Origin of the sequence: Novosphingobium flavum (assembly GCF_014230315.1) — a bacterium.
Taxonomy (GTDB): domain Bacteria; phylum Pseudomonadota; class Alphaproteobacteria; order Sphingomonadales; family Sphingomonadaceae; genus Novosphingobium; species Novosphingobium flavum.
In genome coordinates this window covers 213,595-239,135 of record NZ_JACLAW010000006.1, presented here as the reverse complement: position 1 = coordinate 239,135, position 25,541 = coordinate 213,595, and the positions used below count along the sequence as shown (strand labels likewise).

Below are 25,541 nucleotides of genomic sequence, written 5' to 3'. Positions count from 1 at the left end.
GCCCGGAGACTATCTCACATGGCGCATACCCTCAGTATATACAAATTGACGTATAATTACTAGATATACGCCACATCGTATATTGAAAATTTATCTCACTTGGCGTATATGCAGGTCATCGGAGAATCCAATGACCCAGATCGCACGAACTCCCAGGCAACTCGGCGAAGTGCTGCGGCGCTATCGCACGCTTGCCAAGCTTAGCCAAACGCAGCTTGCCGCCAAGGCGGGCCTTCGACAGGCGACGATCTCGCAGATCGAAGGAGGCCACGGCGCGACGAGGGTCGAAACTCTTTGCGCCGTGCTGGCGGCACTGGATGTCGAACTGACGGTCGCCCCCCGCTCGAAGAGCAGCGCAAAGGACATTGAGGACATCTTCTGATGCCGAGGAAGCCCATGCATGCGCCCCTCAATGTCTTCCTGAACAACCGTCATGTCGGTCGGTTGACGCGGCAGTCGAGCGGGGCGATCGACTTCGCTTATGATGCGAACTGGCTCGGCTGGGAGCACGCCATTCCGGTGTCGCTCTCTTTGCCGCTTCGTGAAACCCGCTATCTCGGCGACCGGGTCACAGCCGTATTCGAGAACCTCCTTCCTGACTCTAGGACAATCCGGACGAGAGTTGCCGAACGCGTCGGGGCCAAGGGCACCGATGCGTTCAGCTTGCTCAGCGAAATCGGCCGTGACTGCGTCGGCGCCCTGCAGTTCATGGCAGTCGATGATCTTCCTCCACCCACAACGGCAATCGAGGGAGTCCCCGTAAGCGAGGACGAGATCGCCGCTATCCTCGCGAACCTTGCCCGCGCGCCGCTTGGCCTCGACAAGGACGACGACTTCCGCATCTCCGTGGCTGGCGCCCAGGAAAAGACCGCACTGCTTCGCTATGACGGAAAATGGTTGAAGCCGGCCGGGACGACGCCAACAACACATATTTTCAAGCCCCAGATCGGCGAACTGCCCAACGGCATCGACCTCTCGAACAGCGTCGAGAACGAATTCTACTGCCTCAAGCTGATGGAAGCGTTCGGGCTGCCGGCAAATGAAGCCGAGATCGCGACCTTCGGGGCAACAAAGGTTCTGGTCATCACGCGGTTCGACCGGCGCTGGACCAAGGATGGCAGGCTGCTCCGCCTGCCGCAGGAAGATGCCTGCCAAGCACTTTCCGTCGCTCCCACCAATAAATACGAGAGCGAAGGCGGCCCCGGCATAACCAGGATCGCCGAACTTCTGGCGGGAAGCGACGATCCGTTCGCCGACCGGCTGGCGTTCTTCAAATCACAACTGTTGTTCTGGCTGATCGGCGCGACTGACGGCCATGCCAAGAATTTCAGTATCTTCCTGGCGCCCGGCGGCCGTTTTCGCATGACGCCATTCTACGATGTTTTAACCGCGCAGCCGAGCCTGGATGCTCATCAAATCCAGCGGAAGCAGCTCAAGCTGGCGATGGCTGTCGGCAATTCCCGAAAATATCGGATCTTCGACATTCACGGACGCCACTTCGTCGAGACGGGACGCGCCGCCGGGCTCCCGGTTCAACTCATCGGCCAGGCCATCGACGAAATCCGGGAGGCGTTCGACGAGGCCTTTGCAGCGGTTGAGCGCTTACTCCCGAAGCATTTTCCCGAAGCAATTCACGCGGCGGTTGCAGCAGGCGCCCGCGAACGACTGCGTCAGTTAGGAACTGCGGACGCGGAACTCGCACGAGGATAACTGGTGTATACGAGGAGCAGGCGGTCACCTTGTTCGCCTAGGCTCGTCACTCCCTGGCAATAGGAATGTGACTCACGACCTGTTTCGCGACCGGACAAACCCCCTGTCACTCTCGAGGAAGCTCGCCAACATAGCAGGAATGAGTTCGACGATAGGCTCCTCCCGGCCATAGGCTTCGGCGTAGAGTAAGGCATAGTGTTGCAGCATCTCGTGCAGGTCGGGTGTGATGGTGATCGCCAACTTTATCGGGGTTCGGTCAGGCAATTTTGCCAGTTTCAGATCGGGCATGATAAACTCCTAGCCGCGCCAGGGCGCGAGAATGAGATCCTTGTGGACGACCAGCCGAACGGTTGCGCCGGGCCGGATCGTGATCGTCGGTTGAATGTTGAGGTTGCGCGACGTGAGCTGGTCACCGGCGCGCGACACATTCTGCTGGGTCGATTGCCGGATGGCCTGGACCAGGTCGCTTTCACCCGTAACGGTCAGTTCCGAGCCGACCCCAAGCAAGGTGGACAGCCCAACGCCCTTGAGCAGCGCCCAGGTGTGGAAATCGACCTTGTCCTGCAACCCCGAATAACCCGACGCATCGGTCGCCGGCACATTGTCGATCCGCAGCGAGCTGCCGTCCGGCAGCACGATTCGCTGCCAGACGATCAGCGCCCGTTTCTGGCCGAACGCCACGACACTGTCGTAGCTGCCGATCAACCGCGATCCCTGGGGAATGAGCAGGATACGGCCGGTGGGACTGTCGAACACCTGGGCAGTCACCTGTGCCGTCACCAGCCCCGGCAGGTCGGAACGAAGCCCCGTGATCAGGCTCGCCGTAATCACGCTGCCGGCCGAGAGTAGATAAGGGGAAGGCGCTGCGGTCAGCGTGTGCGGGTTGATGTCGTCCGAGCGGTCGAGCGTGCCAACGAACTGAGCCTTGCGGCCCTGCGCGTTCGGATCACGGTCGGGGTCGAGCGCCGGACTGGCCGCGGGCGCCGGGCTCGGCGATGGCCCGGTCGCTGCATCGGGAGCCGTTGAGGGCGAGGCGGCCGCGCGGCCCTGCACCAGGACGCCCGATTCGCGGGCGGACTTGAGTTCGGCGAGTTGGTGCTCACGTTCCTGGGCCACCTGGCTGGCCGATGGATCGCCGCCAGTTCCGGTTTCCGCCGCCATCTTGCGCTGGCTCTCGAGAATCGGTCGTCCAAGATCACCGGGCAACGGCGGCCCCAGCTTCGGCGCATCGCCATAGGTCGCCGGCAAGCCATTCAGGGTATCGGTCGATGGTCGGTTGCTTGGCTCAGACAGTTCCTGGGCGTTGGTGACGGCGCTGAATACGCGCGGTTTCAACGCGACCCAGGCGACGGTCGTAAGGCTGACCGAACCCAAGGCGGCGATGGCGATAATGACCCCCCGGCGGAACCGGATGGCGCGGGCGGGTTTGGTCCGGATAGCCAAGGTCTCGGGATCGACCTTCGGCGCCGGTGGAATGACGGCCTCGCTCATGAGCGCTTGCCCTTCCGCGCGGCACCGCCTTCGGCGACGCGGTTGATACGGACGATCTGCTGCTTGTTGGTGCCGAGCCTGAGCTCGGCCACATCGAAGATGCGATCGATCACGTAAAACCGGCCGCGGACGCGATAGTTGGCAAGCTCAGCTTCGCCCGTCGGACCGATAATGAAGAATGGCGGCGCCTCGCCGACGGCAATGCTGGCCGGAAACTCGACAAAGGTCTGCCGCCCGTCGTCGAAGGCGCGGAGCGGTCGCCATGCCGCGTGATCGCCGCCGATGACGTAGTTGAAATGAAGACTGTCGACCGACAGACCCTCCGAGACCGGTGCGGACGCGGCAGCCTGTTCGGCGGCCCGGCGCAGTGCGATCAGCTGGTCTGCAGGATAGGTCCAGGACAGCGCCGCCATGGCGGTGCGCGAGGTTGCGGTAAGCTGGACGTGGTAGCTCCGCCGATCGGTGGTGATGACGAGGTTGGTTGCGAGGCCCGAAGCAAACGGCTTCACCAGAATGTGCGTACGTTTCTCCGTGCCGCTGCCGCTGGTCGTATCGCCGATGACCCAGCGCACGGTATCGCCGGCGGCAACCGACACGAGGCTTTCGCCCGGCTGAAGGGCAATGTCCGTCACCGCGCCCGGCGCGGTGTAAACCTGGTAGATTGCCCCATCGGCGAAGGGAAAGACCTGCACGGCATTCACGAACCCCTGCACCTGTGGTTCCTGCGTCGCCGCCCTGTTCGCGGCGGCGACGCCAGCCACGTTGGGGCTGACCGGACGTTTGACGCGGACGCGACGGACGGGGGGCTTCGAAACTGGCGGGGCGACGGGCGCAGCAACGGGCGTTGGCGACTGCGGCGTTGCGACGGTCTGCGCGGACGCTGGTGCGATCGAGAGCGCGATGGCCGATGCGGCGAGGATAATCTTCATGGACGTGACTCCGGGGCGGGCTGCGCGGGCGCAGCGAGATTGGGATCGAGGGGCGAGCCGAGTGGCAGGTTGACCCCTGCCGGCGGCGGCGCTGTCGGCCGCGGCGTCGGCGGATCGAGTTCGCGGCTCCAGTCGACCGCGTCGACATAGACGCCGAGCGGATTCCGACGGAGCGTGTCGGCGTCGCTCGGTGGCTTGATCACGATCGTGAGGATCGCGGTCCAGCGCGCGGTCCCGGCCTCGGTGCCACGCTCATAGGCGGTCTCGGTCCACTTGACCTGGAACGAACGGTCCGACGCCCGCACCACGCTGGTGACCTGCACCGCCACCGTCCGTTCGCCGATATTGGCGAAAGGATTGGCGCCGCGCGCATAGTCGCCGAGGAACTGGCTTCCCCGCCTGGTCGTGAATTCATAGGCCTCGAGCCAGTCCTGGCGGACGAGTACCGGATCGAGCGAACGGCCACGGACGTTGGCAATGAAGCGCGACAGGTGCCACGCGACCTGTGGATCGGTAGGATGATATCCGGCCTCGGCCTCCGTAACAGCGCGGGCCTCGCCTAGGCGGTCGACCTCGACAACATACGGCGTGACGCGGCTCTGGGTCGATTGCCAGACAAGGCCTGAAGTAAGGCCTCCGGACAGCGCCAGACAGCCGAACGCCATCAGCCGCCAGTTGCGCGCCTGGGCGCGGGCTGACCCTATCCGCTCGTCCCAAACCTGGCCTGCACGCTGGTAAGGCGTCTCCGGCTCCGGCGTTCGTCCATAGCGCTGGACGGCGCGTTTGAAGATCATGGGCTAGTCCCTTTCCTTGATGTCGGGGGTGGCGGAAGCGCCGCCGCGATCACCTTGCTGGAGCGCGTGCATCGCGACCTGGCGGTGATGACGCGCGGTCTGCTGGCTGCGCATCGCGCGCGCCCAGGCTGGAGCGCCGTCGCTGCTGGGGCCTTGCGAGTTATCGCCGCTTCCGGTTCGATTGAGCGCGTTCCATGCTGCGGCCCGGCCTTGGGAAGCAGCCTCGCCGAGGCCAAGGGCGCTGGAAACGCGTTCGCGGGCAGCATTTCCGGCCGCGCGCGCAACACCGCCAAGGCCAGCCGCCATCGTCGGTGCCGGAGCGGCTTCCTTGCCAAGGTTGTAGGCAGTCGACGCCGCCGATCCCATCGCGGTGCCGGCACGGACGGCGCCCAGCGCGGCGCCGCCAAGCGCCCGTGTGCCGCCAATAGCCGCGCCGCCCGCCAGCATGGTGATGCCTGCGGCACCGACCGTCGTGCCGAGCGCCGCGCCCGCGCCGAGTTGCGGAGCGCCCGCGACCAGCCCCGAGGCGATGCTGGGTCCGAAGATGCCGAGACCAAAGATGGTGAGGCTGGCAAGCGTCAGGCTCATCGCCTGGCCAATGTCGGGTTCCTGCCCCTGCAGGGCGGCGGTGAACTCGGTGAAGAAATTCGACCCGATGCCGACGATCACGGCGAGCACCATGACCTTGATGCCGGACGACACGACATTGCCGAGCACGCGCTCGGCAAGGAAGCTGGTGCGGCTCCAGAGAGAGAATGGCACCAGGATAAAGCCGGCCAGCGAGGTCAGCTTGAACTCGATGATCGTCACGAACATCTGAACGCTGAGGATGAAGAAGGTGATGATCACGATTGCCCAGGCGAACAGCAGCACGGCGATCGTCAGGAAATTGTCGAAGAAGGTCGTGAAGCCCATCAGCTGCGAGACCTGCTGAAGGAGCGGCCACGCCGCCGAGAAGCCGGAGCCCGCCAGTCGGCCGGGCTTCAGAAGATCGGCCGCGGTCAGCGTGCCGCCGCCGGCAGTCAGCCCGGCTTGGGCAAACGACCGGAATATGATGTCGGAGAGCGCCGAGAAGCTGTTCAGGATGAATGCGAAGGCCCCGACGTACAGGATCTTCTTGATGAACCGGCCCATGATATTGTCATCGCCGCCCAGAGCCCAGAACAGTCCGGCCAGGGTGATGTCGATCCCGATCAGGGTCACGGTCAGGAAATGGACATCCCCTCCGAGTAAACCGAACCCGGCGTCGATGTAGGTGATGAACGCCTGCATGAAGCGATCGATGACATTGAGGTCGTTCACGGCGGAATTCCTGAGGAAGTAAAAGGACCGCGGGGCGAGGCTGGGAGGCGGGACCCCGCCCCGCGGCGGACGGGCGACGGCATGCGCGACCGTCGCCCGTCCTGACCGGCGGCCTACCGGGGGGTGTAGGCCGAGCCGGAACCGAGGAAGCGGGTGGTCGCGGCACGCGCGTCGATCTCGGCCTGGGCGCGGCGCGCCTGCTCGATCGTCTCGGCGCGATACTGCGCGGCCATCATGTTCTGGATCTGGAACTGCTGCTTGGCGGTCAGTGCTAGCAACTGGTTCGTCGCCTGCTGCGCCTGCAGGGCCCCTTCAGCGCCCTGGCTCTTGGCAACAATCGCTGACAGGGTCTGAGCATCGGCCGCGACGTTCTCCGCGACCTGCGCCTGAATGGTCATGGTCTGCTGATATGCCGACATGACGGTGTCGAGCCGAGCGCGGGCGGCCATGACCTGTTCGTTGGTGCGCAGGGCCTGGCTGAAACTCTGCGGGAACATCTGCCGAAATTGCTGATCGAGGCCGGACACCTGAAAACGGATACCCTGGGCCTGGCCCATCAACCGGTCGATCTGCTGGAGCGTCTGGGTGATCGCCTGCAGTTCGGGGAAGTCGATGCGACTCAGGTTCTTCGCCTGGTTGATCAGCATGTTCGCCTCGTTCTGAAGCGACTGGATCTGGTTGTTGATCTGCTGGAGTGTGCGCGCGGCGGTCAACAGGTTCTGGCTATAGTTGCTGGGGTCGAAGACGATGATCGCCTGTGCCGGTGTCGAGGACACGGCAAAGCCGACAATGAGGGAAGCCGTGGCGCAAGCGCTGAGCGCGCCTGCAATCAGATTTTTGCGGTTGAGCAAACGCATCATATTACTCCTGTGCTTGGGGGGCGGGGAAGTCGGGGAGAAGGTCGGCGGCCCAGTCGAGACCGGCATCGACAAGGAAGCGCGCGGCGAAATCCGCCTGACCGCGCGTCGCGATCATTGCGTCGATCCGCGTCTGTGTTGCCGGGTCGGAAGCGCCACACAGCGTCAACGCGATCGGCCCCAGCCCCAGTTCGAACAGCCGGTTGCCGCGCGCTGACTGCAGGTAATATTGCCGCTTGGGGGTCGCTCGGCTCACCAGCTCGATCTGCCGGTCATTGAGCCCGAACCGCTCATAGGCTTCGCGGCTCTGCGGTTCGATCGCCCGGTCGTTGGGCAGCAAGATCCGCTGGGGGCAGCTTTCGATGATGGCCGGCGCAATGCTGCTCGATGCGATATCCGCGAGGCTCTGGGTCGCGAACAGCACCGCGACGTTCTTCTTGCGGAGCACCTTCAGCCATTCGCGGATGCGCGCCGCGAACAGCGGATGGTCGAGGAAGATCCAGGCTTCGTCGAGCACCAGCAGGGTCGGCCGGCCGTCGAACCGCTCCTCCAGCCGGTGGAAGAGATAGGTCAGGACTGGCGCGACAACGCCCGTCTGCCCCATCAGCGCCTCGGTCTCGAAGCACTGCACGTCGGCGAAGGCGAAATGCTGTTCGGCAGCGTCGAGCAGCCGGCCGTAGGGACCGTCGAGCGTGTAGGCACCGAGCGCGGTGCGGAGCGCATTCGACTGGAGCAGCAGGGTGAGCCCGGTCAGCGTCCGCTCCTCGGGCGGTGCGGAGGCGAGGCTGCCGAGCGCGGACCAGACCGCGTCCTTGACCTCGGGCGTGACGGCGACCTTTTCGTGCGCCAGCAGCGCGGTAATCCACTCGGCGGCCCAGCTTCGTTCGGCCGCATCGTCGATCCGTCGCAGCGGCTGGAACGCCAGCGTTTCGCCGGCCCCATAATCGACTGAGTCGCCGAGGCCGAGCGCATGATGCGCGCCGCCCATCGCCAGCACGGCGGCGCGCGCCGAAAACCCCTTGTCGAAAATATAGACCTGAGAGTCCGTGTAACGCCGGAACTGGAGCGCGATCAGGGCCAGCAGTACGGACTTGCCGGCACCGGTCGGCCCGACCACCAGCATGTGGCCGACATCACCGACATGGGTCGACAGGCGGAACGGCGTCGAGCCCGCCGTGCTGGCGTGGAGCAGTGGCGGTCCGTCGAGATGAGCATTGCGGGTCGGCCCGGCCCACACCGATGACAGCGGCATGAGGTGCGCAAGGTTCAGCGTGTGGACGAGCGGCTGCCGGACATTGGCATAGGTTTGCCCGGGCAGCGACGACAGCCATGCCTCGACCGCGTTCACGCCCTCGCGGATCGTCGTGAACCCGAGCCCGTTGACGATCCGCTCAACCTGCCGGACCTTGTCCTCGACCCGGCCGCGGTCGGTGTCGGTCACTGTGATCGTCGTGGTCAGATAGCCGAACGCGACATGGTCGCCGCCCAGCACCTGAAGCGCCATATCGGCATCGACCACCTTGTTGTCGGCGTCGCTGTCGAGCAGCTGGGCAGGCTGGTTGTACATGACCTCGCGCAGCAGCGCGGTGATCGACTTGCGCTTGTTGAACCACTGCCGCCGCAGCCTGGTCAGCGCCTTGGTCGCGTCGCTCTTGTCGAGCGCGATGAAGCGCGTGACCCAGCGATAGGCGAAATGCTCATGGTTGAGCGCGTCAAGGATGCCGGGCCGGCTCATGCTGGGAAAGCCGAGCACGGTCAGGGTGCGGATATGCGTTTCACCAAGCCGCGGCTCCAGGCCGCCGGTCAGCGGCGTATCGGCGAGCAGCGCATCGAGGTAGATCGGCGTATCCAGGACCGCCACGACATGCGGGCGCGCCGAGATCGTGCCGTGCAGAAAGGTCAGTGTTTCGCTGTCATCGAGCGCACGGACCTCAGGCATGAAACTGGCGAAGAGATCGAGCGCGCGGTCGCTTGTCGTGATGAAACTGGCGAGCGCGCTCCGCCAGTCGCGCCCCTTCGCCGCGTCCGGTCGATCGACCAGCGAGCGGCCGGCCGCCTCGGCGCTATCCGCGGTCGGCAGCCAGGTCAGCGTAAGATGGTAGCGGCTTTCAAAGTGTTCGCCCTCTCCGAGGAAGGCAGCCCGGCGTTCCTGGTCCACAAGCCACGATGCGGCGTCGGGAAAACTGCTGTCGGGATAGGCGGTGGCTTCCCGCCGCTCCGCATCGAAGAACAGAGCCCATCCCGTGCCGAACCGCTTCAGCACATTGTTCGCCCGGGCGCAGGCCGAGATGAGTTCGGCCTCGGTGGCGGACTCGAGATCGGGACCACGGAAGCGCAGCACACGCAAGAAGCTGCCATCCTTGTTGAGGATGACGCCGGGCGCGATCAGCGCCGCCCAGGGGAGATGATCGGCCAGTCGGTCGGTGCGGTGGCGATATTCAGCCAAATTCAACATGATGGATCCTTCAGCACGCGAGGTAGCCCTTCTGGCGGAGGTGGCGGATCAGCACGGGCGCGAAGTCAGGGTCGCGACGCGCGGCGAACACGGCGATGCTGTGGCCGGCGGCCCAGAGCACGAGGCCGGCCAGCCATTGCTGAAGCCCGAGGCCGACCGCAGCGGCGATGGTGCCGTTGACGATCGCGAGCCCGCGCGGCGCGCCGCCAAGCAGGATCGGCGAGCCGAGGCTCCCATGGATGGGAGCCTCGAAGCCTTCGAGGTGCTGTCCGGTGCCGAGCGGGACCGGGGTCATGCGATCAGCGCCCCGCCACCGAAGCTGAAGAAGCTGAGAAAGAAGCTCGACGCGGCGAACGCGATCGACAGTCCGAACACGATCTGGATCAGCCGCCGGAAGCCGCCACTGCTCTCGCCGAACGCCAACGTCAGGCCGGTGACGATAATGACGATGACCGCGACGATCTTGGCGACCGGCCCCTGGACCGACTCCAGAACCTGCTGGAGCGGCTGCTCCCAGGGCATGCCCGAGCCTGCCGCTTGGGCGGTGGCCGTGAGGGTGAGGCTCAGGCCGATGGTGCCGCCTACGAGAAGGCGAGAACCGCGTGACGGAATCTTGGCAAGCTGCATGATCATTCTCCTTGGATGCTGGCGGGGTTGAGAAGGTCGGCGAGTGCGTAGCTCCCCGTGTCGGGGTCGAGCCCGGCGACGCGCGCTAGCTGCGAGATGCGGCGCTGGAGGCCGCGGCCCGAGATGAAGACGATGATGTCGATCGCCTCGGCAATCAGCTGGCGCGGGACGGTGACGACCGCCTCCTGCACCAGGCCCTCGATCCGGTAGAGGGCGGACATCGCGCTGTTGGCGTGGACGGTGGCGATGCCGCCGGGGTGGCCCGTGTTCCAGGCCTTGAGCATGTCGAGGGCTTCCGGCCCGCGCACCTCGCCGACGATGATCCGATCCGGGCGCAGGCGCAGCGTCGAGCGGACGAGATCGGCCATGGTGACGACGCCCGGCCGCGTGCGCAGCGCGACCGTGTCGGCGGCCGGGCTTTGCAGTTCCCGCGTGTCCTCGATCAGGATCACGCGCTCGTCGGCCCAGGCCATCTCGGCGAGCAGGGCGTTGGCGAGTGTTGTCTTGCCCGAGCTCGTGCCGCCGGCGACCAGGATGTTGTGACGCTGTGCGACGCAGGCCTTCAGCCGATCGGCGGCCGCCTGGGTCATGATGCCGTCGGTCACATAGTCGTCGAGGCTGTAGAGCCTTGTCGCGGGCTTGCGGATCGAGAAGCAGGGCGCGATCGAGACGGGCGGAAGCACGCCTTCGAACCGCTCGCCGGCACGACCCTCGACATGGGGCGGCAGTTCGGCCGACACGATCGGTGCCTCGCCGTGCACTTCAGCGCGGGCATGGGACGCGACGAGGCGGATGATCCGCTCGACCTGCGCCGCCTCCATGCGAACTTCGGTGTCGGTTCGCCCCTCGCCGAGCCTGTCCAGGCGCAATGCCCCATCCGGGTTGACCATGATCTCGATGACCCGGGGATCCGTGAGCGCGTCAGCGATTGCCGGCCCCATCGCCGTGCGCAGCATCGCGCGCCGGCGGTGTGCGGAGATACCGGCGATCATCGGCCGGACTCCGTGTTGCCGCCCATTCCATCGGCAAGCGTTCGCCGGCCAGCGGCGATCTGCCGCCCGACCTGTGTGATGAAGGCCTCGAACCGCTTGGCGGCGATGGCGCGGCCCGCATGATCGTTCTCGGCGAGCGGCGCGTGGATCGCCAGCTCGTAGCGGACGAACAGGGCAAGGGTTTCGAGCTGGATATGGCCATCGCGCTCGAGCCGACCGATTGCGGCGGTCAAGCGATCGAGCCTGATGCCGAACCGGTCCTCCAGTTCCGAAGCGCCGCGACGGTTGAGCCATGCGGTGACGGCGTCAGTCAGGATCGCCGATTTGGATGCACCAGGCTTCGCCGCGAGTGCCTCGAGACGGTCGCTGACTGGCTTGGGCAGGAACAGCTGGTGGCGGATCTTCTCGGGCCTCATGTCAGAAATCCAGTTGCAGGTCGCCGGGCAAATGCCCGTTCGACCCATTCGCGCCCGCATCGATGGCGTAGACGGTGCGTGCCGTGCCGAGCGCCCGGGCCTGGTCCATCGCGCGTTGGTCGGCGGCGAGATCGCCATCGTCCTCACCAAGGCCGAGCGGATCGGCGCTGATCGAATCGGGCGACAGCGGGCGGTCGATTTCTTGAGCGGGATGGCGGGCCTGCTCGAGACCACCGCCCACATCGTCACTGTCATTGTCGATGGCAGCGCCGAGGCGCGCATCAACGCCGCGGATGATCCCGGCCCAGTCGTCTGCGCGCGCAGCGGGTCGATCGGCAAAGTCGCCACTCGCTAGCGTCGGCGGTGGCAGCACGCGGGCTTTGAAGTTGCTGTCCTCGAAGTAGCGAAGCTTGGTCGCGCGGATCGGCGGTGTGCCAGCGACGAGGACAAGCTCGTCGGTCGCGGGCAGTTGCATCACTTCGCCGGGTGTCAGGAGGGCGCGTGCTGTTTCCTGCCGGCTGACCATGACATGGGCGAGCCATGGCGCAAGCCGGTGGCCGGCATAGTTGCGCATCGCACGCTGTTCGGTGGCCGTACCGAGGGCATCGGAGATGCGCTTCGCGGTCCGCTCGTCATTGGTCGCGAACGCGATCCGAACATGGCAGTTGTCGAGGATGGCGTTGTGTTCGCCGTAAGCTTTCTCGATCTGATTGAGGCTCTGCGCAATTAGGAAGGCTCGCACCCCGTAGCCGGCGAGAAAGGCGAGGCTGGTTTCGAAGAAATCCAGGCGGCCGAGCGCGGGAAACTCGTCGAGCATCATCAGGAGCTTGTGCCTGACGGCCGCGTTGACGCCGTTCTCGGCGTGCAGTTGCTCGGTCGATCGGCGGCCGATCTGGTTGAGCACAAGGCGAATCAGCGGCTTGGTGCGGCTGATGTCCGATGGCGGCACGACCAGATAGAGCGAGACCGGCGACTTGCCCTCGACGAGGTCGGCGATGCGCCAGTCACAGCGCGAGGTCACCGTCGCGACGGTCGGGTCACGGTAGAGACCGAGGAACGACATGGCCGTCGACAGCACGCCGGAGCGTTCGTTCTCCGACTTGTTGAGCACTTCCCGGGCCGCTGAAGCGACGACCGGATGGACGATCGGCCCGTCGGCCGTGCCGAGATGGTTGGTGGTCATCATCCGCCGCAGCGTGGCGGTGAACGGGCGTTGCGGGTCGGACAGGAAGGACGCCACGCGGGCGAGTGTCTTGTCCTCCTCGGCGTAAAGGATGTGGAGGATGGCGCCGACAAGTAGCGAGTGGCTGGTCTTCTCCCAGTGATTGCGGCGTTCGAGCGCGCCTTCCGGATCGACCAGGATGTCGGCGATGTTCTGGACGTCGCGCACCTCTTGCGCACCGCGGCGCACCTCGAGCAGCGGATTGTAGCGGGCCGAGCGGGAGTCGGTGGGATTGAAGAGCAGGCAGTGCGAGAAGCGCTGGCGCCAGCCTGCGGTCAGCTGCCAGTTCTCGCCCTTGATGTCGTGGATGACTGCCGAGCCTGACCAGCCAAGCAGCGTAGGCACGACCAGGCCGACGCCCTTGCCGCTCCGGGTCGGCGCGAACGCCATGATATGTTCGGGACCGTCGTGACGAAGATAGTATGGACCGCTCCGACCGAGAAATACGCCGGATTCAGTGAGCAGCCCCGCGTTGCGTATGTCACTCGCGTCGGCCCAGCGCGCCGAACCGTAGGTGGTGAGGTTGTTGCGCTGCCGCGCACGCCATAGCGACCCAAAGATTGCAGCGCCGCATCCGGCGAGGCCGCTCACGGCGGCGATCGCGCCCGCCTCCTCGAATAGCGTCGGAGCGTAGGCTTCGAACGAGAACCACCAGCCGAACAGGGCCCAGGGCAGATAGATCGGACGGCCGAATGCTACGAGCCAGGGCCGGCCAAGCTCGGGCTGATAGGCCAGTTCCGCCGCAGCCCACTGAGTAGCGAACCAGACTCCCGCCAGCACGATGGCGAACACGACGATGATCTGTCCGATGAGCAGTTTGGTCGGGGTCATGCGGGCCTCCGCCCGCACGAGAATCAGTCTCTGCGGGCTCGGCCCCTAAATTCGGCTATCCCCTTTCTCTGCGTCAGTGCCTCTCCGGGGTCGCAAGGTACCGATCGGGGGAACGGCAGTTCCGCCGACAGAGATAGTGTATCGCGGCGACTGCGCCCTGGATGTGCCGCTTATGTATCTCGAATTAGCGGTCGTGCTTTTCGCCCTGCCAGGGGCCGGACTGCTTGCTCAAACAGAGGGATGAAGATCCCCTGCCCTCGTGCCAGGTGCGCAAGGCATGTCCAATCGCGATCAGGAACGGAGCCGGCAATGGTGCAATGCTGCCGCGTCGTGATCTCGGGCCGGGTTCAGGGCGTGTTCTTTCGGGAATGGACAGTGGGCGTGGCGCGCGAACTCGGGGTGACCGGCTGGGTCCGGAACTGCTCGGACGGCACGGTCGAGGTCAAGGCCATGGGCGCGCCCCATCTCCTCGACCAGTTCACGGCACGGCTGCGGGAAGGATCGCCAGCATCGCAGGTTACTGCCGTGCAGGTCGAGAGCCCCGCGCCTGAGGATTTCCGTGGCTCTTCCCGGCGTCAAACGGTCTGACCCGCGAGGCTTGAATGTCATGCCCTACGGCATGGATGACCATCGTGCCGTAATGCGCTCCTGGGCGAACTGGGGCCTTGAGTGCAGTTTTGAGACAGGCAAATGCCTTGCAGGCGCCGCGTCAACGGCCCGCAAGGCACAGTGCATTTCCACCGGCCACTTCGCTCACAGTCGTAACGCCGCTCAGCCGAATTTCATCGACAGCTTATTACGCGCCGTGCGAGCGGTCTTGGCCATGACCTTTTCGCCATTTGCTGCCGGAGCGCGGCTCACCTGCGCGGATTTCCCGGCTCGCGGCTCCGGGGTTGACGGGGAGCTTGCTGCCTGAGCCTTGGTATCGGGCATCGGCGCCGGAAGCATAGCGGCGTCTTCAGACTTGATTTCAGCCGCGGGCTGCCGCGCCATGCGGCGCTTTTTTTCGGGTTTGGCCGGGGCGGCCGTGGCCGCCACCACTTCACGCGCTGATGCTACGGCAGGCCGTGTTGCCGCCGCAGGGGCCTCGGCTACCGCAACCGGGTTCTCAGCTGGCTGCCTGGATGCGGCAGAAGCGGCCTTGGCAGCGCCTCCCGCGGTGAGGGAACCGCGCGGCGCCCGCTGCGGCGCAGGTTTCCGTTTCGATGCGGCGACAACTTTCGATGCGCGCGCCTTCGGTTTCGAGGCGGGCTTGGCCGAGGATAGTTTGACCGCTTGTGTCTCGGCCCCCGCGGCGGGCGCGGCCTCGTGCAGCGCAACTAGTGCCACTTCCTTGCCCTTGGCATGCAACTTCTTTGCGATACCGCGCCGGAGGTCGGCATAGGCCGGGGCCACCATCGGATAGTCATCGGGCAGATTGAACCGGGCCCTATATTCGGCTTCGGTCAGACCGTGCTTTTTGAGGTGCCGTTTCAGCATCTTGAACTTCTCGCCGGTAATCAGCGAGACGAGGACGGTGGAATCGGCCAGCGATTGGCTGACCGAGACAGCTGGCTTGATTGCAGGTGGCACCTTGGGCGCGTTTACAGGAACAGGCGATCTGCTTTCTTCAGCTGCGACAGATATCGCGGTAGCCTCGACCGGCCGCGTTTTTGCACGGGGCGCAACCTTCGCCCCGGCCTCGGTCGCGACCAAAGAACGGTCCGGTTCTACAGGCTGGCTCGCCTGTATTTCAAAGCCGGATATCGCCTTGAACACGTCACTCAACAGCGCCGGGAGTTCGCCAGCGCTGAGCTTGTTGTTGTTTACGAAGGCCGTGACCAAATCCAGCGAAGCGCGGCGAGCGTCGAAGTCGTCCATAACTGTCCAGTAGATTGCATGCCGATTGTGGGGGAGTGAATCGGAACTACATCCTCTAAACACGAACGATGGTCTCGGAGTCAAATTTCCATCTCACTGCGCCGCTGATGTCCAATCACGATTACGCCGCGGGCATGATTGGGGACGGTCATAGCTTCGGTGCACTTATCCGGCTAACAGGGGACCGTGACAGAAATTCCCATGTTCAGGCAGGTTGGCATCATCGGGACGGGCCGCGTGGCACAGGCTCTTGCCTTGGGGCTTGGCGCGCATTCGGTCGCTCTGCCACTGATCTGGGGCCGTTCACCAACGCATTGTGAAGCAGCGGTCGAACGTGTTGGCCATTGCCGTACGGCCTCGTCGGTCGCGGCGCTGGTGAACACGTGCGATGTGATTGCCATTGCCGTCGCCGACGACGCATTTCCCGGCATTGTCGAAGTGATTGGGACGGCAGGGTCGCTGGCCCATGCCCCGCTGATTTTCCACGTCAGCGGCAGCACGGGCAGCGCCGTCCTTGACCCGCTATGCGCGCAAGGCGCCCGTACTGCAGCCATCCATCCGGCGATGACCTTTACTGGAGCCCCCGAAGTCGAAGTTCGCCGCATGAAAAGCGCGTGCTTTGCGATTACCGCTCCGGATGCCGCGATCAGCCACGCCCGTCAGGTTGTCGGTGGACTGGGCGGGACCGCCATCGAGATCGCCGAATACAATCGCCCGCTCTATCACGCTGCGCTGTGCCATGCGGCGAACCACCTCGTCACCCTCTTCACGGGCTCGTTGCGAATGCTGGGTGCCGCAGGCGTTGATGATGCCGCGCGCGTCATCGCGCCACTGGCTTACGCTGCCCTCGAGAACAGCATTGCGCAGGGGTTCGACGCTTTGTCCGGCCCGGTCCTGCGTGGGGATACCAAAACCGTCAGGAATCATCTGGCGGCACTTGAACACGCTTGTCCGGAAACCTTGCCCACCTATCGCGCCATGGCGCTGGCCACCCTCACGGAACTGGAACGCGAGGGCGGAGAACGCACGAGATCGGCGTTACATCGCCTGCTGGACGATTAGCGCCACGGCCCCCAAACGCCGACGTCACAGCAGCGCCTGAAATCCTTCGACAAAACCGGCCCTACAATCACCGAATTTTGGGGAACCTTGTATGACCGGCTTTGGGACTTTGCCCTCGGTCCGCTTCGGAGCGCCGAAACAGGAATCCGGACACTCGGGTCGCATCTACGTGATGACAACAGCGCCGCCTTTCCAGACATTCAAGGCTTCGCTGCCGCTCCTTGAAGCCAGCCCTTCATTCATCAACCCGGCGTATTGGCGAGAACGACCGTCTGCGGGGGAGCTAGACATTGCCTGCGCATTGCGCATCGCGAGGCGCACAAGCGCCTCGGACGGATGGTGATTGTCAGCTGGACTTTCAGGCTGCGGAAACGGGAGCAGGAACAGAAGCTAGCTAGTTTGCGTGCCTTTTCTGAAACAGCTCATTGAAAACGCGATCGGCCCCCCACGCCTGCGCGGACGTGAACGCTAGTTGACGAAGTTCGTCGCTCTCAAGCGGCTGTTGGCCAGGCTTATAACCAAGGTCATGATTGGCTTCCGACCAAGCGTGCTGAAATAGCGTCTTGATTTGCAGCTCGAAGCAAAAAGGTACGAGCCCTTGATCGAAACCCGGATCGATCAGGTCGACCGGAAATAGCAACACGTGATGATTGCCAAAATAACCAAACTCCCAGTCATTTTCGGGAAGCATGTTCTTTGACTCAATCGCGTGGAAATATCGCTGCACCTCGTCGGAAATACGCTCCACGTCGTCCTTGTAGAAGGTAATGATACGCGCGCCGATCTGATCTTGAATCTGGTGTATTGGATCTTCGTACTTAGGAATTCCAGCACTTGTTAGAGTCGTGGCCTTTCCCATGAAGCGGGCTATAGATTTCGGCCGCGTCGAAATGCGATCAATGCGTGGTTGGTCCGATAAGATGTCCTTCAAAAATTCCTCGAGCTTGTTAGCGATCGGGAACAGAACCTTATCGTAACGGGTGCGATACTGCCCCTCGATGGTCATCGCCCCTTCTCCAGCTTTTCGCTTACGACGGCTCCTACGGTGCTGAATTTAATTTTCTCTCCGTCAGCCACCGCCTCGTGCTCGAAGACCTCGTCAAACGAGCCGGCATCGGCTGTAAGCATGGCGCCATTGTCGAGCTCAACGGTTCGAAGGGGCAACTGCTTCTTGAATTCCTCTGCATTGAAAAGGAAGTTGTCGGTGGCGAGATCTGGCCGATCTAGCTGCCCGATCACCGCCGACTTGGTATTCGGTGTAAATCCAAATTTTTCGCAGAACCCTTCAACGCTGATCGGGTCCGGTCCAAGGCCACTGGCGAGCGTAGCTGCAGCGGTAATCTGCTGCTTGATCTCGAGATCGTTTGTGGCCTTGATTGCCTTTTTCAGGGCAACCGCCAATCGACGTGTGCCGAATGCGGGACTGGTAATGAAGTCGGATAGAAGGAAATCCTTCACCCAGTAGTCCGAGGAATCGAGGTCCTGGCTGTTAATCTGCTTATCGACCGCCATCCCATTCCAAAATCCGCCCTGAAACGAGGAGTGCCTGTAGACCACTGCCTTGTATGAGTGAGCGTTTTTCATAAAGACGCGGTCGATGAACTCCACCGTCAGCATGTCGGCTGCTTCGCTAACGAGCACACCATTGTTGGCGCGGAATCGTGAGATAACCACTTTGTGGTCGGTGCCTTCCATCCCCTTGATTAGGAAGAGCAGGCCCAGTCCCGAGCGACGGGTCGTAACCAAGCCCAGTTGCTCGGCGAGACTGCGCCCAAGTTCCACGCTGGGCGCCGCCCCATAGGCCGTCAGCATGTTGCGCCTCGCATTGGCCTGGCCCCCGCTGGCGTCCTTCTTGAAGGCAATGCCGATATTACATTCGGTATCAGCCTTCTCGTAGACGCTCTTCAACAGTTCAAACATTTCGCCTTCATGGGGAACCAGACTTCCCACGATGGCTGCCGGCTCCGCTTGATTTTTGTTCGGGTGAACCAGATACGTGTGCACGATCTCGATCGGCAAGTTGAGCCCCCTCCTGGCTTGGCCTTGAATTGACACTACAAAAGCAATCGCCGCGAAACAAGTATATGCAGCGGAATGACCGATTGAACATCCACCAGCAAACGGACTTGCACCATGAGCGCCTCGAGTGATCTTCATATCGAGACGATGAACCTTGCCTCAGATTGGACAAGGCTTGTCGGAAACATCCTAAACCAGCGCCAGATCGGACAGGCGGCCGCGCAGAAGCCGGATGAAGCCCCCTCTGATGAGGAGGAATGGGCGATGTTTCAATACGCTCCCGATCTTGCGTTCACGCCGATCGGAGCGACTGACGCGACGGCAGTCGAAATCAAGATGCTACGGTGGCGCAAGAATTGGCTTGGGAGGGTCGGTGGTGCGGTCGCGCATATGGAGCAAATACTCGCTCACGGCTCCTTCCCGCGCGGCATCATCCTCTTCACTGCCGCAATCTCGCCCGAATGGCTCGCTGAGTTGAACGACGGATCGAGCGATCTGGTCGAGGTCTGGGACCTCGCGAAGTTGCGCGAGATGGCCTCCCTAGACCCCGAGCTCAGCGATGCGCTCGAAGAGCTAGCCGCAGAGACGATGCTCGACGGACCGGCGCCCGAGCGAATGCCCCGACGGGAGGCGGCTCCCGGCGCGACAATCGCTGCGCGGCTACGCGACACCGAGCCGGGGACGGCAGGATGGCGGGCGTTTGAAGTCGGATGCTATGACGCGATCCGCCTCCTGTTCGGCCGCGAATTGCAGAACCTTATCACTCAACAAAAGAGTGATGACGGCTTGAGCAAAATGGATCTGATCGGACGCATACGCAGCGAACCGAATACATTCTGGTCGATAATCGCGGGCGACTTTGTAAGCCGATACGTTGTTTTTGACGCGAAAAACTATGTGGAACCAATTGGTCAGGCGCAAATCCACAGTACAGCAAAATATTTGATGCGTAACGGCCTGAGAAAGGTTGCGATTCTTTTGACCCGCCAAGGTGCCAGCGAGAGCGCAAGGCAAGCGAGCGCGGGATACTTGCGTCATGATGGCTTTCTGATGCTCACCCTCAATCTTGCTGATCTCTGCCTGATGCTTGAAGATTTTGATACCGGTACAACGCCCGAGAATCTCCTATTTGAGCGGATGGATGAAGCGCTCATGGCACTCAACCGTTAAGTCTGCGCTCGGCCATTACCAGGAACTTGGAAAACGACTTTGACGCCGAACCAAACCCGTGCCTGATGTAAGGAAGCATAGCGGCGGGGCAAGGGTGCCACCGCGCGACTGAACCATCTTCGTATCGCGATTGGTGATACGATACGGCTTGGGGGAGCGACGTGGCTAAGGAATTCAATCCCGGAAATCTCGTTATCGTCGGCGCAGGCTTCTCGCTGAATGCCGGCCTTCCCCTTGCGGGCAGCTTTACCAAGCAACTCCTCAACCTCGGGCGGGTGGCGGTCGATGGCCCGAGCGCCCGACAGATTTCCTACATCAAGAGTTTTGCCGATCGGGTCTTCGGCGAAGGTGCGCCGCGCACGGCCGATGAGTGGCCCGACTTGGAGGACATCTTCACGCTTGTCGACCTTTCGGCGAACACCGGCCACCATCTAGGCCCGCATTTCTCTGCTGCCGACCTTCGCATCGTGCGCCGCGCGATCATCGTCCGGATGATCCGCATGTTGTCGCAAGCCTATGCTCGCAAGCAGCGCAAGCCCGACGCCGGATGGCGAGCACTGGAGAGCTTCTTTGGTGGATTTCGCGCCGACATCAGCGCGGTTCTCAGCATGAACTGGGACACGGTGTTCGAGCGCGGCATGGCGCGTGCGCAGACGATCCGCCGCATTGATTACGGCTGTCATGCGCGGGCAGTGACGTTTGATGACAAAGGTCTCGTCAATCGCCCGCTCAGCGGCGAAACCCTTCATATCCTGAAGCCGCACGGCTCCGTGAACTGGCTCTATTGCGACGCCTGCCGCGAGACGTTCTGGGTTCCACCGAGCGATACCGAGATGGTGGCACAGACCCTCTTTCGCCGACAGGACTGGGCGGCCCTGCCTGCGCCCAAAACCGCCAAGATGCCTGCAATCCGAAGTCCCGGCTGCCCCCATTGCAAGACCAAAAGCCTCGGCACGCGCTTCGCGACCTTCAGCTATCGCAAGGCGCTCGATTTTCCGATGCACTCTGCAAGCTGGCGGACAGCGGAGCAGTATCTCAAGGGAACCGCCGACTGGGTGTTCATCGGCTATTCGATGCCCGCGGCCGACTTTGAGTTCAAACATCTCCTGAAGCGCGTTCAGCTCACCGAGGGCGAGCGACCCGATATAACCGTGATCACTGGCGGCGCCGATGCCGACGCCACCGTCAATCGGTTCAAGAAGTTCTTCGGCGACGTGAAGGGCAAACGCTTCTTCTTCACGAACGGCCTGGATAGCGCGGCGCTCAAGCATCTCGAGACGATTCAGGTGCTCCGCACCTAGCAGAAATCGCGCGGATTGCGGCCCAACAGCCTCTCCGCCGGATCGCGCGGGTCGGGCGCCTGGCCGTGCCTCACGACATCGGGGCGGCTGACCCGGTAAACATCACTCTGCTCATGCAGCGTGAACGCTCCGCCCGGCAGCTCGAACGCCCCGAGGTCAACGGGACGAGGGCCGGTTCACCCGCGCGATCGACGCGCCGGGCGGAGAGTTCACGCTGGTCGAGAAGACGCGCGAGTTCACGCTCGTGCCGTGGCGACCGGCGCTGGAGCGCCAGCTCGGCAAGCCCGTCGCCGGCATCATGCGTGGCGACGGGATCAACTGGCAGTTCGGTCGCGGCCGGGGCGGACCAATTATCAGTTCACCGCTCTTTGTTCTCCCGCATGCTCTCCTATATTTGACGAAAGGGGCTTGGGGGACGATGTTCGAAATTACTGGCGCACAAGTCGCCGATCTCAATGACGCCGATCTGCGGACACTCGTTGCGCGTCTCGCCTTGGCAGAATTGCGGGCGCAGGGGTGTCCCAGCGCATCAGTGACCGCGGGCGGCAATCAGGATGCGGCCGATGGCGGGCTAGATGTCCGGGTCGAATGTCCTTCCTGCCTGCCTACGCCGGATTTCGTGCCGCGCCAGCACACCGGGTTTCAGGTCAAAAAACCCGATATGCCAGCGAGCGCGGTCCGCGATGAGATGCGCCCTGGTGGAGTTCTGCGGCCGGCAATTGCAGAACTCGCCGCTCGATCGGGCGCTTATATCATCGTCAGCGCCCAAGGGTCGGTCGCCGATAAACCGCTGAGCGACCGCCGTGATGCGATCCGAACGCAGCTCGACGATCTGCCGGAGGCCGGGCAGCTGCATAGCGATTTCTACGATCGCGACCGGCTGGCGACATGGGTCAATCACTATCCCGGAATTGCAGCCTGGGTCCGCACGCGGCTCGGCATCGGCATGTCGGGCTGGAGCAGCATCGGCGACTGGTGCGGCGTCGGCTTGAGGGAGGAGACGCCTTATCTCTTCAACGAGAGGGCCTGCCTGACCGATGAGCGAACGAGCGACCGCGAGCAACTCACGATCGGCGAGGGTGTCGCCCGGCTTCGCGCGGCCTTGGGCAGGCCCGGCCAGTGCATTCGGCTAATTGGGCTCTCCGGACTGGGAAAGACCCGGCTCGTGCAGGCGCTGTTCGAGGACGGTGTCGGTGAGGCGCCGCTTGATCCCGGCCTCGCCGTCTACACGGACTATTCCGAGGAGACCAATCCGACTGCGCGGGATATGGCGCGCCAACTGGTGATCGCGAGGCAGCGCGCGATCCTGATCGTCGACAACTGCAATCCGGCTACCCACAGTGAACTTGCCCGCATCTGCTCAGAGACCGGTAGCCAAGTAAGCCTCATCACCGTCGAATATGACGTGCGAGACGACGAGCCCGAGCGTACCGAGGTGTTCCGCTTGCAATCGGCATCACCCGAAATGGTCGAACTTTGGCTGGAAAAGACCTTCCCAAATGTGACGCAGGTCGACCGGCGAACGATATCGAAGTTCAGCGACGGCAACTTCCGCGTAGCGCGCGCCCTCGCCGAAACGCTCGGGAGAGGCGAGACCCTAGGAAAGCTCAAGAGCCGCGACCTCTTCGAGCGCATTTTCCATCAGCGCAATGAGCCCGACCGGGATCTACTTTCCGCTGCCGAAGACCTTGCCCTGCTCTATTCGATCGACGGAGAAGACACGTCGAGCAACGGTGAACTTGCGCGAGTTGCAGCTATTCGCGGCGTTGCCGTTGCGACCATATATGCGGCGCTGAACACGCTTCGTCAGCGCGGGATCGCGCAGCTGCGCGGACGGTGGCGCGCGATCCTGCCGCATGCGCTCGCCATCCCCCTGGCCGGGTTTGCCCTCGAACGTATGCCGCCGGCCGATTTCGATCGGTTCTGTTCGTCGCTCACACTGCGGATGCAGAAGTCGCTCGCACGCCGCCTCGGCTATCTGCACGACAGCGCCGAGGCGCGTGCCGCGGTCGAGCGTTGGCTTCGTGCCGACGGGCCGCTGGGCGATCTCGCGGCGTCGGGCGAAGACGGCTTCCAGATCATCATTAACATCGCGCCGGTAGCACCCGACGCCGTGCTCGCGAGGATAGAGCGAGACATCGCCGGCCCGAGCGGCGCCGAGATACTTGATCCGCAGGCGACTAACCGGTGGCAATGGATACGACTGATCAAGCTCCTCGCTTACGATCCGCCGCTGTTCGACCGCGCGGCAACCTTGCTTGCCCGGTTCCTTGCCGCCGAGCCGCCCAATCACAACAACAACTCGGCATCGGACATGTTTGCCGAGCTGTTTCACCTGCACCTGTCCGGTACCAATGCATTGCCAGATCAGCGGCGAGCGCTCGTGCGCCGCCTCGCCCAATCCGGTGATCCGGCTTTGGCGCGCTGCGCCAGAGTCGCCGTGGATTCACTGCTGAAGGCGCACCATTTCAGTTCATCGAGTGACTTCGACTTTGGCGCCCGGTCAAGGGACTATGGCTGGCACCCACCGACCTATGACGACATCTGGGCTTGGTACAACGGCGCGGTCGACTTGGCGATCGAGCTTTCGCCAATCATCGAAAGCGCCCGCGACCATCTTGCCCATAGCGTAAGGGAGCTGTGGCATTTCGGAGCCTGTCACGATGCGCTCGAACGGGCAGCGACCCACTTTTCTTCCGAGCGGCCCTGGATCGAGGGGTGGATCGGCTTCCGCACAGCGCTGCGTTTCGAGGGCGACGCGATGCCGGATGAGGTGCGCGCCCGTCTCACCGCGCTCATCGAACGCCTGAAACCCACCGATCTTCTTCATCAGGCCCGTGCGGTCGTACTGGGGCGCAGCAGTTTAGGTTGGGACGTCGCTGACGGTGATGCCGACGACGGCGACGTCATGAAACCGTATGAGCGTGCTTCGCAGCTCGCTAAGGAAATCGGCACGGCGCTCACGCACGATCCGGAGACGCGCGCTGCCTTCATCGCCGAACTGCTCGTCGAACAACATCCGCAGCGCGCCTACGAGTGCGGCATCGGTCTGTCGGATGGCTCCGCCGACCTTGATGTGATGTGGCGGGAACTGCTGGGTCTCTTCTCTACCGCCGATGCGGACAACCGGAATGCGACGGTGCTGGGCGGGTTTATCCATGGCGCGCACGCCAAGGATTCGGCCTTTGCCAACGCTGCGCTAGAGGATGTGATCCAGAATCCAGATCTCGCCGCGAGTCTGCCGTATCTTCAGGCGCGTGTTGCTATCGATGCTCAAGGCATAGCGCGGCTTCGCCGTGCGATCGAACGTGGCGTCCTTTCGGCGCGGACTTTTCAAAGCATCGCCAATGGCAGTGTCGGGGAGTCTCCACCCGACGCGCTTGGCCCTCTGCTCACCGACATCGGCAATCTGGCCGACGGCGTCGAGATCGCGCTCGATATATTGCACATGCACTTCTACCGCGATCGGGAAGAAGGGCACCAACGTGCGCCATCCTTGATCGCCGTTGGCCGTGAGCTGCTACTGCGCGCCGACTTCGGAAAGAAGCAGTCCTTGCGCGATTTTGGGCTGCATACCGTTATTCGGGTCTGCTGCGCCGGACCCGATGGAGAGGCGACATTGCGGGAAATCTGCGCTCGCGTCCGGGCCGGGCTGGAGACCGTCTATCTCTCGTCCTACGATCTTGGTTATGTCCTGAAGGCGCTCTTCGAGACGCATCCCCTGATCGCACTCGACGAATTCCTGCTCCCCGAACTCAGGCCGAGAAATCGGGGGCTGTTTGAGGGGGACTTCGGGTCTGGCACGCCGGTGGAAGATGTCGGCGCCGAGACCCTTGTTCAGTGGGCGAATATCGATCCGGATCGGCGCTATCCGCTGCTTGGCAAAAGCATCCCCCTGTTCAAGCGGCAGCAGCGCGAAGAGGAGAATGGTGTCTCCACGCTTTTCCTGGAAATATTGGGCCACGCGCCAGACAAGCGGGCGTTCCTCGGTGATATCTGGTCGCGGCTGCATCCGCGCAGCTGGAGTGGCTCGCTCGCCGATATCCTGGTTCGGCGTCGCGCGGCTATCACGACGCTGGGTGACGATGCTGGAGGCGAGGTCCGGCAATGGGTCACCGACATGCTGCCCGAACTCGAACGCTGGATCGAACATGAGAGCAAGCGTGATCGGGAAGGCGAGCAGAGTTTCGAATAGCTGCTGATCCGTGCGTCCCCAGCGAGGCTCTGACGCCGATCGCGGCTTTCGCGGAGTCTTAGGCCAGGCCCGCCGCCCTTTGCATTTCTGCCAGACGGCTCCGCGCTGGGCGAATGGCCGGTTTTGTTCATTTTCAGCCACAATGTGCCATGAGTAATGAACTCCTTTCTGTTCGTGAAGGAGCGAGGGAAGGATTTTAGAACGTCGGCAACAATGTGGTCAGGTCATGACAGAGGAAGCAGCATCGCTGCACCAAAGGATGCGCCCCAGGCGGGCGATGGTTTTTCTGCAAACTCTCGACCCCGCGC

General features: G+C 63.2%; 22 protein-coding genes and 1 pseudogene. 8 read left to right on the top strand and 15 right to left on the bottom strand.

The features are described 5' to 3' along the window. Positions 1-130: 130 nt before the first annotated feature. Positions 131-382, top strand: coding sequence for a helix-turn-helix domain-containing protein (locus tag H7F51_RS09585; protein ID WP_185664026.1), 252 nt, complete (start codon positions 131-133; stop codon positions 380-382). 14 nt (positions 383-396) lie between these two features. Then, on the top strand, positions 397-1,710 hold the full coding sequence (locus H7F51_RS09580; protein WP_221774080.1) for a type II toxin-antitoxin system HipA family toxin: 1,314 nt from the start codon (positions 397-399) through the stop codon (positions 1,708-1,710). A gap of 72 nt (positions 1,711-1,782) precedes the next feature. On the opposite strand, the gene H7F51_RS09575 is transcribed toward H7F51_RS09580, so the two are convergent. The 12 genes from H7F51_RS09575 to H7F51_RS09520 form a co-directional block, all read right to left on the bottom strand. After that, positions 1,783-1,998, bottom strand: a complete 216-nt coding sequence (locus H7F51_RS09575; RefSeq protein ID WP_185664024.1) for a DUF2274 domain-containing protein — start codon at positions 1,996-1,998, stop codon at positions 1,783-1,785. A gap of 9 nt (positions 1,999-2,007) precedes the next feature. After that, on the bottom strand, positions 2,008-3,201 hold the full coding sequence (locus tag H7F51_RS09570; protein ID WP_185664023.1) for a TraB/TrbI/VirB10 family type IV secretion system protein: 1,194 nt from the start codon (positions 3,199-3,201) through the stop codon (positions 2,008-2,010). Further along, positions 3,198-4,130: a P-type conjugative transfer protein TrbG gene (gene trbG, locus H7F51_RS09565; protein WP_185664022.1), complete on the bottom strand. Its 933-nt coding sequence runs from the start codon at positions 4,128-4,130 to the stop codon at positions 3,198-3,200. The genes H7F51_RS09570 and trbG overlap by 4 nt, the downstream gene beginning before the upstream one ends. Further along, on the bottom strand, positions 4,127-4,924 hold the full coding sequence (gene trbF, locus H7F51_RS09560; RefSeq protein ID WP_185664021.1) for a conjugal transfer protein TrbF: 798 nt from the start codon (positions 4,922-4,924) through the stop codon (positions 4,127-4,129). The genes trbG and trbF overlap by 4 nt, the downstream gene beginning before the upstream one ends. A 3-nt stretch (positions 4,925-4,927) precedes the next feature. Continuing rightward, on the bottom strand, positions 4,928-6,226 hold the full coding sequence (gene trbL, locus H7F51_RS09555) for a P-type conjugative transfer protein TrbL (protein ID WP_185664020.1): 1,299 nt from the start codon (positions 6,224-6,226) through the stop codon (positions 4,928-4,930). Between the two features lie 113 nt (positions 6,227-6,339). Then, on the bottom strand, positions 6,340-7,083 hold the full coding sequence (gene trbJ, locus H7F51_RS09550; RefSeq protein WP_185664019.1) for a P-type conjugative transfer protein TrbJ: 744 nt from the start codon (positions 7,081-7,083) through the stop codon (positions 6,340-6,342). Positions 7,084-7,087: 4 nt separating this feature from the next. After that, positions 7,088-9,538: a conjugal transfer protein TrbE gene (gene trbE / locus H7F51_RS09545; protein WP_185664018.1), complete on the bottom strand. Its 2,451-nt coding sequence runs from the start codon at positions 9,536-9,538 to the stop codon at positions 7,088-7,090. 10 nt (positions 9,539-9,548) lie between these two features. Next, on the bottom strand, positions 9,549-9,833 hold the full coding sequence (locus tag H7F51_RS09540; RefSeq protein WP_185664017.1) for a VirB3 family type IV secretion system protein: 285 nt from the start codon (positions 9,831-9,833) through the stop codon (positions 9,549-9,551). Beyond that, positions 9,830-10,165, bottom strand: coding sequence for a TrbC/VirB2 family type IV secretion system protein (locus H7F51_RS09535; protein WP_185664016.1), 336 nt, complete (start codon positions 10,163-10,165; stop codon positions 9,830-9,832). The genes H7F51_RS09540 and H7F51_RS09535 overlap by 4 nt, the downstream gene beginning before the upstream one ends. A gap of 2 nt (positions 10,166-10,167) precedes the next feature. Next, entirely contained in the window at positions 10,168-11,157 is a 990-nt protein-coding gene (gene trbB, locus H7F51_RS09530; RefSeq protein ID WP_185664015.1) for a P-type conjugative transfer ATPase TrbB, read from the bottom strand. Beyond that, positions 11,154-11,573 carry a CopG family transcriptional regulator gene (locus H7F51_RS09525; protein WP_185664014.1) on the bottom strand — a complete coding sequence of 140 codons (420 nt, stop codon included), beginning with the start codon at positions 11,571-11,573 and terminating at the stop codon, positions 11,154-11,156. The genes trbB and H7F51_RS09525 overlap by 4 nt, the downstream gene beginning before the upstream one ends. 1 nt (position 11,574) lies before the next feature. Continuing rightward, positions 11,575-13,626 (bottom strand): conjugal transfer protein TraG, encoded by a 2,052-nt coding sequence (locus H7F51_RS09520; RefSeq protein ID WP_185664013.1) that lies wholly within the window; start codon positions 13,624-13,626, stop codon positions 11,575-11,577. 309 nt (positions 13,627-13,935) lie between these two features. On the opposite strand from H7F51_RS09520, the gene H7F51_RS09515 reads away from it, so the two are divergent. Then, a complete protein-coding gene (locus tag H7F51_RS09515; RefSeq protein WP_185664012.1) occupies positions 13,936-14,214 on the top strand; it encodes an acylphosphatase in 279 nt (92 codons plus the stop codon). A 183-nt stretch (positions 14,215-14,397) separates the two neighbouring features. Here H7F51_RS09515 and H7F51_RS09510 read toward each other — a convergent pair whose 3' ends face one another. Continuing rightward, positions 14,398-15,486, bottom strand: coding sequence for a MucR family transcriptional regulator (locus H7F51_RS09510; RefSeq protein ID WP_185664011.1), 1,089 nt, complete (start codon positions 15,484-15,486; stop codon positions 14,398-14,400). A gap of 201 nt (positions 15,487-15,687) precedes the next feature. On the opposite strand from H7F51_RS09510, the gene H7F51_RS09505 reads away from it, so the two are divergent. Next, positions 15,688-16,548: a Rossmann-like and DUF2520 domain-containing protein gene (locus H7F51_RS09505; RefSeq protein WP_185664010.1), complete on the top strand. Its 861-nt coding sequence runs from the start codon at positions 15,688-15,690 to the stop codon at positions 16,546-16,548. A gap of 394 nt (positions 16,549-16,942) precedes the next feature. Here H7F51_RS09505 and H7F51_RS09500 read toward each other — a convergent pair whose 3' ends face one another. Both H7F51_RS09500 and H7F51_RS09495 read right to left on the bottom strand, forming a co-directional pair. Continuing rightward, the gene (locus H7F51_RS09500; protein WP_185664009.1) at positions 16,943-17,554 is read right to left on the bottom strand and encodes a GTP pyrophosphokinase; all 612 of its coding nucleotides are present in this window, start codon (positions 17,552-17,554) and stop codon (positions 16,943-16,945) included. After that, entirely contained in the window at positions 17,551-18,567 is a 1,017-nt protein-coding gene (locus H7F51_RS09495; protein WP_185664008.1) for a hypothetical protein, read from the bottom strand. The genes H7F51_RS09500 and H7F51_RS09495 overlap by 4 nt, the downstream gene beginning before the upstream one ends. Positions 18,568-18,681: 114 nt before the next feature. Here H7F51_RS09495 and H7F51_RS09490 point away from each other — a divergent pair, with 114 nt between their 5' ends. The 4 genes and pseudogenes from H7F51_RS09490 (at position 18,682) to H7F51_RS09475 (ending at position 25,233) form a co-directional block, all read left to right on the top strand. Next, positions 18,682-19,737 carry a hypothetical protein gene (locus H7F51_RS09490; protein WP_185664112.1) on the top strand — a complete coding sequence of 352 codons (1,056 nt, stop codon included), beginning with the start codon at positions 18,682-18,684 and terminating at the stop codon, positions 19,735-19,737. A gap of 161 nt (positions 19,738-19,898) precedes the next feature. Continuing rightward, on the top strand, positions 19,899-21,038 hold the full coding sequence (locus H7F51_RS09485) for a hypothetical protein (RefSeq protein WP_185664007.1): 1,140 nt from the start codon (positions 19,899-19,901) through the stop codon (positions 21,036-21,038). A gap of 157 nt (positions 21,039-21,195) precedes the next feature. Next, positions 21,196-21,369, top strand: a pseudogene (locus tag H7F51_RS18810) (DUF3363 domain-containing protein); the annotation flags it as partial. Positions 21,370-21,456: 87 nt separating this feature from the next. Further along, positions 21,457-25,233 (top strand): hypothetical protein, encoded by a 3,777-nt coding sequence (locus H7F51_RS09475; protein WP_185664006.1) that lies wholly within the window; start codon positions 21,457-21,459, stop codon positions 25,231-25,233. Positions 25,234-25,541: the final 308 nt, after the last annotated feature.